Here is a 16,955-nt window from a genome sequence, read left to right as displayed (position 1 = left end):
GTTATTCAGTTTTCATTATCTGAGTAACATGCATTTTTTATTTTACTTTTTCAATACAATGCCTTTATACAAGCTAACCGTTAGCCAATAGTAACCCAGGTAGAGTACCGCAAATATGATAAACGGAATCGCGATATGTGAATAAGTATCTGGAATCATTTCCTTAAACATTTGTAACCCGAATAAAACATGGGTTACACCAACAATTCCCGGTAATAAGAAGAGAATTCCAATTTCACGATTAATTGATTTCTTCATTAATTGGTGTCTAGCACCCAATTGATCTAACAGATCATATCTTTTTTTATCGGCCGCTGCACTTGATAAAATCTTAAACATCAGAATACTTGCTAACATAGCCAACATTGCAATACCCAAGAAGAAGCCCATGAATTCCATGCCACCAAAAATACCATTAATACTTTGGTAAACGACATACTTATTCATTAAGTAGGTTGAACTTTCAACCTGACTCTGAGAAATCCCCTGACTTAATGATTTTAAAGTATCTTTATTATCCTTGAAAGAAGCGAGTCTAACCGCATGGACATTTCGAGTTGGTGCAGATATAGTTGAAAATGATTTATCCGAAACAATCTCTGGATCCAACATATCAGATTCCAAAGTGGTTCGAACGACATTTCCCCACACATCATCTTCATTTTTAGTCGTCATATTATTGGGATCAATTTTAGACAACTTACCCGCATTCATATTTGATGCTGTGAAACTCAGCATATAAAGTGGTGATTTTACAAAATCTGATTTTTTAAAGTAACGTTTATCGCCCACTTTTTTCGTTGCATAAATGGCCTCTTTTTTATCAGTTAGTTGACCAAGTAATTTTTGTTCTTTTACCGAAGGGTCTTGAAGAACAACGTCGTATGGTGACGCATTGTCTACTGATTTATCAGTAATACCAGAAAATCCCATACCAACTGTGATAGCCCCCAAAGCCAACGCAAACAACATCGCAACCATTGTTAGTACCCGATTTAACGACCCTAAACGAAAGCTAAGTTGGCCAACTAAGAACGTATTTAATTGTTTCTCTGAAAACTTTTTACTACGTTTCAATAATTGAACTAATCCACTAAATAATGAATTAAATATTAGGAACGTCCCAACGAAAATAGTCACAATTGAAACGGCTAGTCCAGCCACCTGATACTGTGCCATGTGACTTAATAAATAGTAACCTATGATAATTAAACCTAATCCCATTACACTCTGAATTAAAATCGTACGTAGTTTCATTTTTTTACTGTTTGGTTGTTCCGCTTCATTTAATAATTTTAATATAGGCGTATTCAATAACACATGGCGATTAAATAGTGCCGCAATCATAAAAATAACGATAAAGAAAAGTAACGTTATTAAGATGGCTGGAATATAGAACGGCTGGAAAGAATGTGGTGCAATGTCCATCTTACCAATTAATAATTGTCCAACGCTATATGTCAATCCGACGCCGACCAAGGCCCCAACCACTGTTGCAATAAGCCCAATAATCAACGTTTCCATAAAAATCAAACGTCCGATTTTACGCTTTTTTGCACCAAGCATCATGAACAAGCCATAATCTCTTTGTCGCATACTCATTAAGAAGGTATTTGCATAGATAATATAAAAAAGTGTAATAATTGCCAACAAGACCGAGCCAAATTGGAAAATCATTGCCGCATATTTAACCGTTGCATTCTGCTTAATGAATTCTTGATTTGTTGCTAATGTCTCGAACATATAGAAAATCGCTGAGGCCATAATGAGTCCTGATAACAGAATTAAATAGTCTTTAAATCGACTTTTTATTCCTGTTAAAGATAATTTTAATAACATTTAGTTCCCCTCCTTCCTAGATTTATTGTTCAGCGTTTGCCAATTCTTTTAAAATTTCTTGATAAAATTCTGTTCGTGTTTGTGTCCCTTGAACTAATTCTTGTCCAATTTTTCCATCTTTAATGAATAAGATTCTCTGGCAGTAACTAGCACTAACTGCATCATGTGTCACCATCAAGATAGATACTTGCTCCTTTTTATTGAGCTCTTCCATTGTCGAAAGAAGCGATTTAGCGCTCTTAGAATCTAAAGCGCCTGTTGGTTCATCGGCCAACAGAATCGCCGGGTTATGCACTAATGCACGTACGGCAGCAACACGTTGTTTTTGACCACCGGATAGTTCAGTTGGGTATTGCCCCAAGACATCGCTAATTCCAAGTGTTTTCGTTAGTTTATTAATACGTTCTTGATATTTTGAAATTGATGCATTCTGTAAAGAAAGTGGCAACGAAATATTCTCCGAAGCTGTTAAATTATCTAATAAATTAAAACTTTGAAAAATAAATCCAATTTCTTGCGCTCTAAAATCAGATAATTTATCACCGCTCATTTGTGAAATATCTTGATGATTAATTTCGATGCTCCCTGAAGTAGGCTGATCTAACGTTGATAATAAATTCAACAACGTAGATTTACCTGATCCTGAAGCCCCCATGATACCGATAAATTCACCCTGTTCAACAGAAAAATTAATTCCTTTTAAAGCCTCTGTTTTCTTCTCTTTATTCTTACCATAAATCTTTTTAACATCCTTCACACTTACAACAATTTCTTTCATTTTATTCAGCCTCCGTTTTATATTTAATGCAATGCTCTATGTGTACCATTATACATAGTACACAACAAAAATCAATTTTTAACTTTTATATTCCTAATTTAATTCTCATTAAACCGATTACATTGTTTATTAATTTAATTTATCGTGGAATTTAATTAGGTAGTTCACTATACTTATAAACTGTTAGTTTAATTTACATAGTCAGTTATCTATTCGGGAGGCACTTATGGAAAAAGAGAAAAAAACATTTATATCGTGGCCAGTTCTGGCATTAATGTCATTTGTAACAGTTATTGGCTTCGACGATATCGTCTATAACTTTCAAAATCAAGGTATGGGCGTTATTACATCTTGGATTATTTTATTGCTATTATATGTTATCCCTTATTCTTTAATGGTGGGACAATTAGGATCCGTCTTCAATTCAGAAGGTGGTGGATTAAGTTCATGGGTTCGTGGTACTCGTGGCGAAAAATTAGGTTATTTTACAGCCTGGACTTACTGGGCTGCTTCAATCCCCTACGTTGTTGATACGGCTAACGCAGTCGTCGTTGGCTTTGGCTGGTTGCTCAATGGGAGTAACGCACTCGAGGACAGTTTATCAACTGCCATGTTCGCCTTGATAACATTAATCATTTTCGTTAGTTTTATCTTCATTCAACGTTTTTTCAAGGGTTCATTAGAATTTTTAGGCTTAGTTGGTGGGGGGGCCATGTTCATCCTCACAATTTTGTACGTTTTCATGGCGTTTGGTTCGTTACTAACACCCTCTGGTCATATCGCAACAACAAATATGAGCTGGCGCACATTAATTCCTAAATTTGATTTACATTACTTTACAACAATTGGTTTATTAATCTATGCAATTAATGGTGCAGAACTAATCGCACCATTTGTTACAAAAATGAAGCGACCAAAAAAAGATTTCCCTAAGGCAATGATTATGCTAACGGTAATGACAATTTTCTTAACCGTCTTTGGCTCATTTGCCCTTGGTATTTTCTTCAATGCTCACAATATTCCTAATGATTTTAAAATGAACGGTTCGTACTATGCGTTCCTTCGTTTAGGAGATCAATTCCACATGGGTAGTTGGTTGATGTATGCCTTCGCTGTTACTCAAATTGTGTACATGTGCGCGCTTCTAGCTGTTCTTCTTGATGCTATGACTCGTATGCTCATCTCCGACACAGGCGCTCGTTACATGCCTAAAAAGTTACTTAAAGTTAACAAGGATGGTTTACCCATTAATGGTTATATTCTAACTTGTACGTTAAGTGCTTTCATCCTCTTCTTGGGTGTTTTCTTACCAGATATGAATACTATTTTTAATTGGTTACTGAACTTGAACGGGATTATATCACCCGGTGTCACTTGTTGGATTTTCTTCGCTTTCATGCAAATCCGTAAAAATAGTGACAAATACCCATCAGAATACGTTTTTATTAAAAATGATAAACTCGCTTATGCTGTTGGTTTATGGTGTTTAGTCGTCACAGTTTTAGCAACCATCTTTGGAATTATTCCTCAAGATGTTACCATGGGTAGTTCATTATTCTACTATCAATTAGCAATTAATATTATTAGTATCATTGTTCTAATCGGTCTTGGCTTCATCATGCCAATGATTGCTGAACGTGAACGAAAAAAAGATGGAATTAAAGATTAACTAAAAAATGCTGTCATTACTTTTAAAATAAGTAATGACAGCATTTTTTAGTTACACGAGGATTCCTTTTGCACTTACTGACTCACAAAGTGTCAAAAAACGAATATTCATTAATTTTTCAAAATGAGCGTTATACCGCCTGAACCATCTGCGGTATTCCTTATAAATCCTTATCATTTGGATTGCTTCGCGCCGATTTTTTTTGAAGTTAATAAATAACGCCCTACGGTCCCCGTTAAATCCGTAAAACTCTGTAAAAGTAGCAACACTTTCAAGAAATACATCAAGGATTGTTCCCCAACTCACCTGACTCTCTGAAAGATGCCTTTCATTCAACAAAAGACGAGCATCATATGGTAACTCGCTCATGGCTTTTGTTTTTTCACCTAAGCTCATTCGATTACCCCCAATGATACCATCACTATATCATACCTTTATCGCTTAAACCAAACGCCAAGTTCCATATTCATTTTAACTATCCTGATGGTCTGAAAGTAATAAAAAAAGCTGAACAATAATGTCCAACTTGCTTATCTAAATTAATTAAAAATTGGCTACTTCCTTGTTTTCCACTTGGTTAAACCAATGTTGACATCTTTTTTCAGGTATTAAAATATCCCTATCCTGCGATAAAACGTCATAACATTTATTAACAACTAACGTATCTTCACATCTATTGTAATCAATCTTAAGTTCTGACGGTAATGGTTCATCTGAGGCTAAGTAATCGTCACGAAGCTTGTGCAGTACTGATTTAAGTTTTTTTAGAAAAACAAGTTGATCTTCTAGCTTGTTCTTTGTACCACAATGTTGTAGATCAATATCGTCCATACTAATAAATTCACCGTCTGCTCTAAACATTAAGTTAAGATAACATCTACGGTTCTCATTAGCGCAATAAATATAGGTTTCACAGTGTTCGTATTGAACATAATCGTTTATAATTGTTAATATTTCTTTTTTATATTCTAACTTGTTATTCTCAAATTTTCCCATTTTTCCTCCAGTTTGTTAACTTCTCCCTGACCATCGTCCACGCATACCTTTCGTTCAGCATCCCATTCGCAAACAGTTAAAAATTTCGTCTTTGCAAAACATTTAAAATACGGTTGGTATTTTTCGAACCATTTCCGGTAACAATGATATTGGTCAATTAACTGTGTCGCTTCCGCTAAATTTTTTTTAAGATCATTAAATAATTGCTTTTTATTGTCATTAAATCCGTAAAATTCACTTAGATTAACAGTACTTTCAATAAATAACTCAAACAAAACGGCTAAATTTTTATCATCCTCACTAAGGTGACGTTCTTTAGCAAGTACTCGCACATCGTTTGGTAACTCTTTATAAGCCTGATTATATATTTTTATCTTGTCTTGCATGTTGGGTCGCTCCATTCTCCCCAATACCCGTAACCCTTTTGTTCCCACTTATTGTTCTAAAATCTGTGCCTTCAATATTTGCCAGTCTTGATCTTCTGGTAATTTCCCAAGCAATATTTGCCGACATTTTAAATGACTCATAACAACATCTGAAATATAAACATCAGTCTGACTAGACAGTCTTTTTTCAAATTTTATGGCACTCTCACCCTGTAATGTCAGCATTTTAATGACATAATCGTTATATAAATCGCCCTCTGAAATATCCACGCAAACGTGAATCGTTCGACTGATATAGTTTAGCGGAATACTATTAATCAACAACAACATGTACTCAAGATACAGCTGATTAAAATTCTGAAATTCATTTTGAATATGATTCGTCTCAACATTAGTAAACAGAAAATCCGTCACACATCGATGAAACGTTTGGTACTTGGCATCAAACGTTATCTCCGTTTGCGTTGTCATATAGTTGGCGTGTATCAAGTAACGACTGTTAATCTTAATCAACTCAGTATGCATCTTTTGAATCAATTGTCCCCTGAGATCATCGCTTATCTGATCCGTTTCTAAATACATTTTTGATACTTTGTCCATGAACGTATCTGCCATGCTCTTAACACACTTATTTTGACTTGAATTAAAATCGGAATCAATTAAGTTCTCAATGCCTAGAAAAAGGATTAAATTCTGTGTTTCTTTTTTTGACACCAATTTAGGTTGCTTGATAACTCCGTTAATAAAAATCTGACAAGCCTCGTTAAAATGTTTGATTTTTTCACTGTCACCAATGACATCGTAAGATGAATAAAATTCAATTTGATGATTATTCTTCATTCTGAAGTAATTTATCTCAAAAAATAATTTCAATTTCACTTCACCGGTCGGTGTTAACTTTAAATTAAAGTATGAAATAACAAAATTAACCATTTTTTTGCTATCAATCTTAATTTCTTCCTCAAACACGGGGGCCTCAATCATATTAAAAAAATGATAATATATATTAAATAGTAATTTTCGAATACTGAATTCGTCCCCGATAATTTGCCCATCTTTGAATTCTAGGTGGTAAAGGCCTAAAAATGATTCTAACTCACTTTTTAATTCATATGCTCTGGACATGCTAATAAAATATCGTTTAGAAAACTGTCGTACCGTAACTGGATGTACTAAAGAATCTTCTAAAAAATGAAATAAATACGACTCCTTCAGATACATAAGACGCAGCCGCCTAATAGTCCGCTTCGATAAATTTTCACAATTAATATTGTCATTATTACAATTTATTTCCACAGAACACATCTTAGCTAGATCTTCATTTAACTCTTTAAATCTTTTGTTTATTTTAAATTTTGAAAGATACAATTCCCGTTCGATTTTTGAAACGGTTACGTTAACGTCTCTTTCTAACAAATTTAATATTTTCAATTTTGTGATATTTTTATCACTAATTAAAACAAGTAAATTGTCTTTGATTTAAATCCCTCTGTTCTCTTTTTAATCTAATGAATTCTATAACAATAGTATATCTTTTTAATTTAACAATATCATTTATAAATACTCATAATATTCCACATTTTTTTATTATTTTTATAATATTCCACAATTTCCCAAACTAATCACTAAGACACTAGTTTACTCCTTTTCCAAGGCACAAGAAAAGACCTTTTCAAAAATTCTTGAAAAGGCCCTTCCTAAGCTAACCTATCATTTCTTATAACAGTGCCTTTGCAGCACGTTCTTCATACATTGCAATCTCATCTTCACTTGCTAAAACAAAATGTTCTGGCGATATTTCAACCATTCTTCGTTGTTTACCATCAGCTTCTATTGATGCATCATAGGGGACCTGAACACGATTACGTTCAAATTCAGGATCAGGAACTGGAACAGCCGAAATTAAACTCGCCGTGTAATCATGTAGGGGATGCGTGTAAATTTCATTAGCCGGTGCAATTTCTAACAACTTACCATAATGCATAACACCAATTCGATCACTGATGTATTTAACCATTGATAAATCATGTGCAATAAATAAATAAGTTAACTTATTTTTTATTTGTAATTCTTTCAATAAATTGACAACCTGGGCTTGGATTGAGACATCTAAAGCCGAGATAGGTTCATCAGCAATAATAAACTTAGGCTCAACGGCTAATGCCCGAGCAATTCCGATTCGTTGACGTTGTCCACCTGAAAATTCATGTGGGTAACGACTTGAATGATCTTTATTAAGCCCAACTGTTTCCAATAATTCTTCGACGCGTTTTGCACGGGCCTCATCGTTGGCAGCAAGATGATGAATATCAATTCCCTCGGCCACAATATCTTTAACTTTCATCCGTGGATTGAGTGATGCATAAGGATCTTGAAAAATCATTTGCATATCACGTCGAAATTGTAATTTATCTTTTTTTGATTTTATTTTACGAATATCTACGCCATCAAAATCAATTTTACCATCCGTTGGTTCATACAAATTGATAATACTACGTCCTGTTGTTGTCTTACCAGACCCCGACTCGCCCACCAAGCCAAAGGTCTCGCCTTCATAAATATCAAATGAAATGTCATCAATGGCTTTCACCTCGTCCGGTTTGCCGACATTAAAATACTGTTTTAAATGACGTACTTTTAAAATTTTATTTTTCTTTTGTCCCACCATGTCTAACTCCCCTTCCTTAGCCTTCTGCCAAATTTTGATTCGCTTTAATCTTTGTTTCTTGTTGTTCCGAAAAAATCTTGTAACGTCTTTGAATTTCAACCGGTGGTGTTACCTTAGGTGCGTCCGGATGCAATAACCACGTAGCTGCTGCATGCGTTGGTGATACATCAAAGAATGGCGGTTGTTGTTCTGTATCAATCTTCATGGCGTAATCGTTACGAGCCGCGAAGGCATCCCCTTTTGGTGGATCCAATAAATCAGGAGGTGTACCTGGAATTGCGTATAGATGTTCACTATCAAGTGTCGGCATTGAGTTCAATAATCCCCAAGTATATGGATGTTGTGGATTATAAAAGACTTCATCAACCGTTCCATATTCAATGATTCGACCGGCATACATAACCGCGACGCGATCAGCCATACCAGCAACGACACCCAAATCATGGGTAATAAAAATAATTGACGTTTCAATTTTTGATTGTAACTCTTTCATTAATTCCAGAATTTGTGCTTGAATAGTCACATCCAAAGCCGTCGTTGGTTCATCTGCAATTAAAATTTCTGGATAACAAACTAATGAAATGGCAATCACTATTCGTTGACGCTGGCCACCAGAAAACTGATGCGGATAATCTTTAAATCGTCTTTCAGCATCCGTAATTCCAACTAATTTTAAGATTTCTAAAGCTTGCGCCATTGCTTTTTCTTTTTTGAAATGTTTGTGTTTCATTAATGGCTCAGCAATTTGTCGCCCAATTCTCATCGTAGGATCTAGAGAAGTCATCGGATCTTGAAAAATCGTCGCAATATCCTTACCACGAATACCTTCCATTTGCTTCTCTGACTTTTTAAGTAAATCTTCGCCATGATAGAGTATTTCGCCACCCATCACTTCTGCGTTATTAGCTAATAAACCCATTAAACTTTTTGTTGTAACGGATTTACCGGAGCCAGATTCGCCAACGATTGCTAAGGTCTCACCTTTAGCCAGATGAAAACTAACATCACGTATGGCCTTAACATCACCGGCATACGTATGAAAATTAATTTCTAGATGATTAACTTCTAAAATATTTTCTGTCATTTTTCAACACCTACTCTTTCGTTTTTGGATCAAAAGCATCACGGAGTCCATCGCCCAATAGGTTAAAGGCAACCATGATGATACATAGGACAATCGCCGGATACCACATTTGGTATGGTAGGAACTGAAAGTTCTTTTGTCCATCATTCAACAATGACCCTAAAGAAGCTTGAGGAGCACTAATCCCGATTCCAATGAAACTTAAGAAAGCTTCGAAGAAGATTGCACTTGGAATGGTAAACATGGTTTGAATAATAATTACACTCGATAAGTTAGGCAAAAGATGTTTCACCGCAATTTTCATGGGTGATTCACCTAATGTTCTTGCCGCAAGAATATATTCTTGATCCTTTAATTTTAATGTTTGTGCCCTAACAAGCCGGGCCATAGTTGTCCAACCAGTTACAGCAATCGCTAATATGATTGATGTTAGACCTGGTTTGAAGACAAGTAACATTAAGACAATGACAACTAGGTTAGGGACAGACGAGATAATTTCTATAATACGTTGCATGACCGTATCAACGTGTCCACCACGCCAACCGGACAGAATCCCGTATGCCACCCCAACGCCTAAATCAACCAATGCGGCAACTAAAGCCACAATTAGGGAGATTTTAGTTCCATACATAATTCTTGATAATAAGTCACGGCCAAAAACATCCGTCCCTAAAATAAAGTACTTATCCTTTGGAATACTATTTTGCTTGTACGCATCGTACCACTCGCCCGATGATGTTTTTAATTTACCATTTAATCCATCAATCGGAACACCAGGAATTTTAGGCGGTAGGTTAGTATATTCAACATTTTGTTCCGTCGCACTATGCGGTGCCAAAATTGGAGAACCAAAAGCTAAAATAAAGATGGCAACTAGTACCCAAAGTGAGATAAATGCCCCTTTATTTTTCTTTAGACGACGCCAAGCATCCTGAACGAAAGTCAACGACGGTGCAGCAATTTTTTCATTATCAATAGTGTTATTTTTGTCTAACGGTTCAAATGCATCTACTGGTAGGTCAATTTTATCTGCCATCGTTAATTTCTCCTTCCGGTTAATCGAATTCTTGGATCAATAATACCGTAAATGATATCTGTTAGTAAGATAACAACAACTAAACCTGCTGAATATAACATTGTAACGCCCATAATTGTTGGGAAATCATTTGTTAAAATTGATTTAACAAATTGTTCACCGATTCCGGGAATTGAAAAGATATTTTCAACAACCATTGAGCCAGTCATTAACGCAACCGTGTAAGGGCCGATTAATGTCACTAAAGGAATCAAACTATTACGTAAAGCATGATGGAATACCACACCAAACTTAGTCAATCCCTTAGCCTTAGCTAACTCAATGTAATCACTGCTCAAGACGTCCACCATTTCGGTTCGAATGAACCTGGCTGTTTCTGCCAGCGGCCCGACACCCAGAGCTATTGTTGGTAAGATGGTGTAGCTAAATCCACCCCAATCAGCAATCGGTAACCAACCTAACTTCAATCCAACGTAGTACTGCAACAAAACAGCTAATACGAATGATGGAATTGAAATACCTAAAATTGATAATATTGTAGAAGATGTATCAATCCAAGTGTTCTTGTTGATAGCTCCAATAGCCCCAATCACAATTCCGATAACTAACCCAAAGATGATTGCCTGGAGTCCAAGCTGTCCCGATGGTCCAATTCGACTTGAAATCAAGTACGAAACCGGTTGATTACTGTATTGGAATGATGTTCCTAAATCGCCCTTGACTAATCCCAATAAATAAATGAGATATTGTTGCCAGACCGGTTTATTCAACCCGTATTGTTCATTCATGATTTGTAATTGTTCAGGCGTCATTTTTTGTTGATTCGCATACGGTGATCCAGGCATTAACTTCATTAAAAAGAAGGTAATGGTTGCAACTAAAAACAACGTCAGTAACATATAAAAAATTCGTTTGACTAGGTATTTACCCATAATTCTGACCCTCACTTTTTGCTTTATTATGTAATTAAAACAAGTCAGAACTAACCATTACGGTTAATTCTCACTTGTTAAATTTTACCACGTTGATTATTTATTTAGTAACATAAGCACCCTTAAAGTTGTAATTAACGCCGGCGCCGTTGTAGATAACACCCTTAACTGTTGATCTCAGTAATTGTGCTTGAGACATTTGGTAAAGTGGTGAAATACCTTGATCTTCCATCAAGATTTTTTCAGCTTTGACTAAATCATCCCAACGTTTGTCTGGATTACTTGCATCCGTTGTTTTTGATGCTTTAATTAATGCATCATATTCACTGTTCTTCCACTTACCACCATTTTGCGAATTATCTGAAGTAAACAAATCTAAGAACGAGATTGGATCGGAGAAATCTGCTCCCCACGCTGTAACAACGATATCAAAATCACCACTAGTTGATCTTGCTAAACGTGATTTGAATGGGATATTAATCAATGTGACGTCCGCGCCATCCAAATTATCCTCAATTGCATTTTGTAAAAATTCATTTGTTTTCTTAGCCTTATCAGTATCTTCACTCATGATTGAGAAACTAGCTTTTGAAACGCCAACTTCTTTCAAACCGGCTTTCCATAATTTTTTAGCTTCCGTAACGTCTGTGCTTGCTGCCATCTTAACTGCCGATTCTTTAGCGAAATCTGTTCCTGTCTTAGGATTTGAAGCAAGTCCTGTTGAAACTAATCCTGAAGCAACTGTTGAACCGTCACCTAGTATCTTATCCACAAATTGTTTTCTGTTGATAACTAATGAGATAGCTTGACGAATTTTTTTGTTTTGGAATAATTTATTCTTTTGATTATATTGTAAGTAGAATGTTGATGCTTGTTTACGTGTAATATAATCTTTATCCATGTTTAATGTTTTAGCCTGTTCGGCCGATAAATTTGTCATATCTAATTTTTTACTTTGGTATAGATTATAGCTTGTCGTGTTATCTTTAGACACTTGGAAGTTCATTTCTGTTAACTTAACTGCTTTCTTATCCCAGTAAGTGTTGTTTTTCTTTAGCTTCCAATTTAAGTTCGTTCCTGTCCAACCATCAAGTACAAATGGACCATTGTAAACCATGTATTTACTTTGTGTTCCATATTTTGAACCAAATTTTTCAACCGATTTTTGATTTTGTGGGTAGAATGACGGAAATCCCATTAATAACTTAAAGTATGGCACTTTTTTATCCAATGTCACAACTAATGTATGTTTGTCGGTTGCCTTAACACCTAAGGTTGTTGGCGCCATTTTCCCTGTACTAATAGCATCATAGTTCTTAATTCCTGAGAAGAGGTACCCATATTGTGAAGCCGTTTTAGGGTTCACTGTCCGTTGCCATGAATAAACGAAGTCTTGAGCCGTTACGTCATCTCCGTTACTCCACTTAGAATCGCGAAGATTAAACGTATAGGTCATACCATCTTTTGAGATTGTTGTTTTAGTAGCGAGCGCATTTGAGACTTTACTATTTTTACCGATGCTATACAAACCTTCATTTGTATTATTCAACATGTTAAAACTGACTGTATCTGTTGCAGTTGATAAATCCATCGATGGTAATTCTGCTGTCTCGGACCAATTAATAACTTGTTTATCAGCTAGCTCTTTACTATCCGATGATGAAGACTTAGATCCACATGCTGCCAATACGACGACAGACAATGCAAGTACACCACTTAATTTCAACACTGACTTTAACTTCATAATATGACCTCTCCTTTTTTATTTACCTTTTCTTAACGTAAGTTTATCTTACATTAAAATAAGATTAAAATCAACATTAAAATCTAATTTAATATAAAGTGGTTTAAAACTGTGTTTTATAGACGTTGTCGTTCGTTAAAATTCATTTAAAATTGATATCACCAAATATTAAAATGAGAATTTAGCCATTATTTGTTGTTAATTCTCATTTATCTCCTCCCTTGCATTTTGATGTTCGAATATTTTTCCTGATAAATGTTATACTTAACCTATTAAGTAAGTTCCACGAGGAGGTTCTCATGAAAGAAACATATTCTACAGAAATACCAGTTATTGATGTTTTTATTGCCGGTATTGAAAAACAACGTGAAAATTTAGATTACACAATGTCCGAATTAGCTGCATTGGTTGAAGCAAATAACATGCATGCAGTTGAAGACATTCGCCAAAAGTTAGATCGCCCTACTGCCGCCCTTTACTTTGGTAAAGGTAAGGCAGAGGAGTTCAAAACTGAGAGTGAAGCACAAGGCGTTAAAATTTTAGTCGTTAATGATGAATTATCACCAACTCAAATTCGTAACCTTGAAGCCGCATCAGGCATGGAGGTCATGGATCGTACGGGACTAATCCTGGCTATTTTTGCTTCTAGAGCCCAGTCTCGCGAAGCTAAACTCCAAGTTCAAATGGCTCAACTTCAATACCAATTACCTCGTCTAAGAGGTATGCAAGCTAAATTGGACCAACAATCTGGTGGTGCTGGCCTCGCTAACCGTGGTGCCGGTGAAACAAAAATTGAATTGGATCGTCGTGTTATCGAGAATCGAATCACTCATATTAAAAAAGATCTAGCTGAAATGGACAAAGAAGAATCAACCAGACGTAAACAACGTGATAAATCTGGTATTCCTACCGTTGCCTTAGTTGGGTATACTAACTCGGGTAAATCAACAACAATGAATGGATTGCTTCGTCTAATCGGACAGGATGAAGACAAACAGGTTTTCGAAAAGAATATGTTATTTGCTACATTAGATACAAGTGTTCGAAATATTCAATTTGAAGATAAGAAGCAAATTCTATTGAGTGATACCGTTGGATTCGTTAGCAAGTTACCTCATCAATTGGTTAAAGCCTTCCGCACAACCTTAGCTGAAGCTGCCCAGGCTGACCTGTTAATTCAAGTAATTGATGTTGCCGATAAACATGCTGAAGAGATGATTCAAACGACTGAAGAAACATTGAAGGCCATTGGCGTTGAAAATATTCCGATGATTTATGCCTACAATAAAGCCGACTTAGCAGATATTGCTTATCCTACATTTTCTGATGATAAGTTCACTTATAGTGCTCGCGATGAAGCGTCACTTAACCAATTGGTTGATATCATTAAAAAGAATGTCTTTAAAGATAACGAAATCATGACCGTTTTAATTCCATTTGATAAAGGTCAGCTGGTTGATTTAATTAATGAGAAAGCAACCATTTTAGAAACAACTTATGAAGAATCAGGTACAAAATTAAAAATCGATGCTCCAAAGATCATTGCTAATCAAGTACAAGAATATATCGTCTAATCTAATGATTAAAAGAGTAACTCAATCAAGTATTTCTTACTGATTGGGTTACTCTTTTTTTGATGTGACAGTATTGTCAGATTAATTGCGTCACCCCCACCGTTATGCTAAACTTCTAATATTCATTTTAGAAAAAGGAGGATTCAATTTTGGAAAAAAAACCAGCAGTTGAACTTAACAGATCGTTAGGTCTGTGGTCAGCACTATCAATCGTCATTGGAACGGTTATCGGTTCCGGTATCTTTTTTAAGCAAGCATCGGTACTCGACTATACCGGATCTACTACAAATGCCTTGCTTGCATGGCTATGTGGTGGCATTATAACCTTAACCGCCGGATTAACTGTTGCCGAAATTGGATCTCAAATCCCGCAAACTGGTGGCTTATATATCTACATGGAAAAGATTTACGGAAAAATCTGGGGATTTCTAGCCGGTTGGATGCAAGTTATCGTTTATGGACCTGCCATGATTGCTGCTCTCGGTGCCTATCTTGCCATTTTAATCGTAGATTTCTTTGGTATTCCGGCTGGGTATTCACATCTTATTGCGTTGGTTGCTGTTGTTTCTATCGGGGCACTTAATATGTTATCTAATCGTTATGGTGCGTCATTTCAAATCATAACGACCATCTGTAAATTATTTCCAATTGCCGCAATTATTATCTTTGGGCTGTTTTTCGGAGACGCAAATGCGCTCGGTCAGTCAGTTTCAACTGTCAGTCACTCTACAAGTAATTTTGGAGTTGGTATTCTTGCCACATTATTTGCTTATGATGGTTGGATTCTAATTGCCAATATGGGAGATGAAATAAAAAATCCTAAAAAGACATTACCCAGGGCAATTGTTTTAGGAATCTCACTTGTTCTTTTCATTTACGTTCTGGTTTCATTCAGTATTATGCGTGTCGTACCCGCAGATCAAATTCATCAGTTAGGTGAGAACGCAACACCACAATTTGCTAAGATTGCTTTCGGCGAAATTGGTGGCAAGATCATGAATATTGGTGTAATTATTTCTATTCTGGGTTGTATGAACGGAAAAATTATGACGTTCCCTCGGATAATGTGGGCAATGGGTAAAAACAAACAACTCTCTTTCCATAAACAACTTTCCTATTTACATCCAAAATCACATTCACCTGTTGTCGCTACATGTGTCGCATTAAGTATTGCTGCCATTATGATTTTATTCTTTGACGCAGATCGCTTATCTGAAATATGTATTTTTACAGTTTATTGTTTTTACGTTATGACTTTTATCGGCGTCTTCATCTTACGTCGTCGGAATAAAGAATCACATTTGAAACGTGTTTTTTCAGTTCCGTTATATCCATTTACGCCCATTGTAGCCATTTTGGGCGCAGCATTTGTCTTAGTTAGTGAAGTCCAATCGGACCTTATAGGAGTTCTTATCTCTTTCACAATTGTGGCAATTGGCATACCCGTTTATTTATATGAATCACATAAAAATAAAAATTTATAGTAAATAAAGACTTAATGACACTATTGTCGTTAGGTCTTTATTTGTCTATTTATCACGGTTATCAGTTAATTCAATTTCCCATAACAAATAAAAGGAGGGTCCTCCGACGGGTCCCTCCTTTTATTTGTTATGCTTGTTTATTTTTTAATACGTTTTTTGATAAAAATACCTACCAATGATAATCCCGCTAATAAACCACCAATCACCATAATCAGAACGGAGTTAGCTTTTTCATCTGTTTGCGGCAATTGTTTTTTATCCTTCTGTAATTTTTTTGGTTGCATCGAATTTATATCCTTTTTCTTATTTTTATTTTCTGTTTTCCCCATTTCCTTTATGTTTTTACTTGTTTTTTCGGTTACCTTTAACTGATCATTTATTGGTTTAATTACTTCCGGTTTGATAACTTCTGGTTTTGTTACTTCGTTCACGAGATCTTTTTTATAAACGTAAATCACGATAAGGTTATTATTCGCATACGTTCCACCCGTTTCGGCACTTCCGTTCTTAATCTCTTTAAATGTGTATCCTTTTATTTCTTCTCTGTTCGCTAAATACGATGATCCAACTGGCCCGGTCATTAATGTATCCGCCCGAAGCGCTTTACCATTTTCGTCAACGTATTTTACCGTTACCACGCCATTTACAATAGGTTTCATATTTTCTACATATACATAAGTGATAATCTGATTCTCATTTGTATACTTTCCTATAGTTGGGGCACTTTCTTCTAACATTTCTTTGAATTTATATCCTTTTATCGCC

Annotated in this window: 15 protein-coding genes; 3 read left to right on the top strand and 12 right to left on the bottom strand. The window is 35.6% G+C overall.

The window, feature by feature from the left end:
- Positions 1-42: 42 nt before the first annotated feature.
- Together FC66_RS05070 and FC66_RS05065 are read right to left on the bottom strand one after the other, a co-directional pair.
- On the bottom strand, positions 43-1,839 hold the full coding sequence (locus FC66_RS05070; RefSeq protein ID WP_057974305.1) for an FtsX-like permease family protein: 1,797 nt from the start codon (positions 1,837-1,839) through the stop codon (positions 43-45).
- Between the two features lie 22 nt (positions 1,840-1,861).
- On the bottom strand, positions 1,862-2,617 hold the full coding sequence (locus tag FC66_RS05065) for an ABC transporter ATP-binding protein (protein WP_057974304.1): 756 nt from the start codon (positions 2,615-2,617) through the stop codon (positions 1,862-1,864).
- A gap of 226 nt (positions 2,618-2,843) precedes the next feature.
- On the opposite strand from FC66_RS05065, the gene FC66_RS05060 reads away from it, so the two are divergent.
- Positions 2,844-4,286: an APC family permease gene (locus FC66_RS05060; RefSeq protein ID WP_057974303.1), complete on the top strand. Its 1,443-nt coding sequence runs from the start codon at positions 2,844-2,846 to the stop codon at positions 4,284-4,286.
- 51 nt (positions 4,287-4,337) lie between these two features.
- On the opposite strand, the gene FC66_RS05055 is transcribed toward FC66_RS05060, so the two are convergent.
- From FC66_RS05055 to FC66_RS05015, 9 genes are all read right to left on the bottom strand, one after another.
- A complete protein-coding gene (locus FC66_RS05055) occupies positions 4,338-4,682 on the bottom strand; it encodes a hypothetical protein (protein ID WP_057974302.1) in 345 nt (114 codons plus the stop codon).
- 147 nt (positions 4,683-4,829) lie between these two features.
- Positions 4,830-5,282, bottom strand: coding sequence for a hypothetical protein (locus tag FC66_RS05050; RefSeq protein ID WP_057974301.1), 453 nt, complete (start codon positions 5,280-5,282; stop codon positions 4,830-4,832).
- Positions 5,255-5,668 (bottom strand): hypothetical protein, encoded by a 414-nt coding sequence (locus FC66_RS05045; protein WP_057974300.1) that lies wholly within the window; start codon positions 5,666-5,668, stop codon positions 5,255-5,257. Before FC66_RS05045 ends, FC66_RS05050 begins: the two co-directional genes overlap by 28 nt.
- 48 nt (positions 5,669-5,716) lie before the next feature.
- Positions 5,717-6,973, bottom strand: coding sequence for a helix-turn-helix domain-containing protein (locus FC66_RS05040; protein WP_268904480.1), 1,257 nt, complete (start codon positions 6,971-6,973; stop codon positions 5,717-5,719).
- A gap of 412 nt (positions 6,974-7,385) precedes the next feature.
- Complete coding sequence (locus tag FC66_RS05035) at positions 7,386-8,336, bottom strand: ABC transporter ATP-binding protein (protein ID WP_057974298.1); 951 nt, start codon at positions 8,334-8,336, stop codon at positions 7,386-7,388.
- Between the two features lie 16 nt (positions 8,337-8,352).
- Positions 8,353-9,420, bottom strand: a complete 1,068-nt coding sequence (locus tag FC66_RS05030; protein WP_057974297.1) for an ABC transporter ATP-binding protein — start codon at positions 9,418-9,420, stop codon at positions 8,353-8,355.
- 10 nt (positions 9,421-9,430) lie between these two features.
- Positions 9,431-10,456, bottom strand: coding sequence for an oligopeptide ABC transporter permease (gene opp3C / locus FC66_RS05025; protein ID WP_057974296.1), 1,026 nt, complete (start codon positions 10,454-10,456; stop codon positions 9,431-9,433).
- Positions 10,457-10,458: 2 nt separating this feature from the next.
- Entirely contained in the window at positions 10,459-11,388 is a 930-nt protein-coding gene (gene opp3b, locus FC66_RS05020; protein ID WP_057974295.1) for an oligopeptide ABC transporter permease, read from the bottom strand.
- Positions 11,389-11,488: 100 nt separating this feature from the next.
- Entirely contained in the window at positions 11,489-13,132 is a 1,644-nt protein-coding gene (locus FC66_RS05015; RefSeq protein WP_057974294.1) for a peptide ABC transporter substrate-binding protein, read from the bottom strand.
- A gap of 299 nt (positions 13,133-13,431) precedes the next feature.
- On the opposite strand from FC66_RS05015, the gene hflX reads away from it, so the two are divergent.
- Both hflX and FC66_RS05005 read left to right on the top strand, forming a co-directional pair.
- Complete coding sequence (gene hflX / locus FC66_RS05010) at positions 13,432-14,706, top strand: GTPase HflX (protein ID WP_057974293.1); 1,275 nt, start codon at positions 13,432-13,434, stop codon at positions 14,704-14,706.
- Between the two features lie 146 nt (positions 14,707-14,852).
- On the top strand, positions 14,853-16,190 hold the full coding sequence (locus FC66_RS05005) for an APC family permease (protein WP_420911475.1): 1,338 nt from the start codon (positions 14,853-14,855) through the stop codon (positions 16,188-16,190).
- Positions 16,191-16,327: 137 nt separating this feature from the next.
- Here the strand turns inward: FC66_RS05005 and FC66_RS05000 are convergent.
- Positions 16,328-16,955 (bottom strand): MucBP domain-containing protein (locus tag FC66_RS05000; protein WP_157051995.1); only part of this gene is annotated, 628 nt, incomplete at its 5' end.

The sequence above is a fragment of the Dellaglioa algida DSM 15638 genome (assembly GCF_001434695.1).
GTDB classification, from domain to species: Bacteria; Bacillota; Bacilli; order Lactobacillales; family Lactobacillaceae; genus Dellaglioa; species Dellaglioa algida.
This window is presented reverse-complemented; position numbering and strand designations above follow the sequence as displayed.

Excerpts from the sequence above, each read along its gene's own strand:
- FC66_RS05070 (WP_057974305.1), bottom strand. The coding sequence starts at position 1,839 with ATGTTATTAAAATTATCTTTAACAGGAATAAAAAGTCGATTTAAAGAC.
- FC66_RS05065 (WP_057974304.1), bottom strand. The coding sequence starts at position 2,617 with ATGAAAGAAATTGTTGTAAGTGTGAAGGATGTTAAAAAGATTTATGGT.
- FC66_RS05060 (WP_057974303.1), top strand. The coding sequence starts at position 2,844 with ATGGAAAAAGAGAAAAAAACATTTATATCGTGGCCAGTTCTGGCATTA.
- FC66_RS05055 (WP_057974302.1), bottom strand. The coding sequence starts at position 4,682 with ATGAGCTTAGGTGAAAAAACAAAAGCCATGAGCGAGTTACCATATGAT.
- FC66_RS05050 (WP_057974301.1), bottom strand. The coding sequence starts at position 5,282 with ATGGGAAAATTTGAGAATAACAAGTTAGAATATAAAAAAGAAATATTA.
- FC66_RS05045 (WP_057974300.1), bottom strand. The coding sequence starts at position 5,668 with ATGCAAGACAAGATAAAAATATATAATCAGGCTTATAAAGAGTTACCA.
- FC66_RS05040 (WP_268904480.1), bottom strand. The coding sequence starts at position 6,973 with ATGTGTTCTGTGGAAATAAATTGTAATAATGACAATATTAATTGTGAA.
- FC66_RS05035 (WP_057974298.1), bottom strand. The coding sequence starts at position 8,336 with ATGGTGGGACAAAAGAAAAATAAAATTTTAAAAGTACGTCATTTAAAA.
- FC66_RS05030 (WP_057974297.1), bottom strand. The coding sequence starts at position 9,420 with ATGACAGAAAATATTTTAGAAGTTAATCATCTAGAAATTAATTTTCAT.
- opp3C (WP_057974296.1), bottom strand. The coding sequence starts at position 10,456 with ATGGCAGATAAAATTGACCTACCAGTAGATGCATTTGAACCGTTAGAC.
- opp3b (WP_057974295.1), bottom strand. The coding sequence starts at position 11,388 with ATGGGTAAATACCTAGTCAAACGAATTTTTTATATGTTACTGACGTTG.
- FC66_RS05015 (WP_057974294.1), bottom strand. The coding sequence starts at position 13,132 with ATGAAGTTAAAGTCAGTGTTGAAATTAAGTGGTGTACTTGCATTGTCT.
- hflX (WP_057974293.1), top strand. The coding sequence starts at position 13,432 with ATGAAAGAAACATATTCTACAGAAATACCAGTTATTGATGTTTTTATT.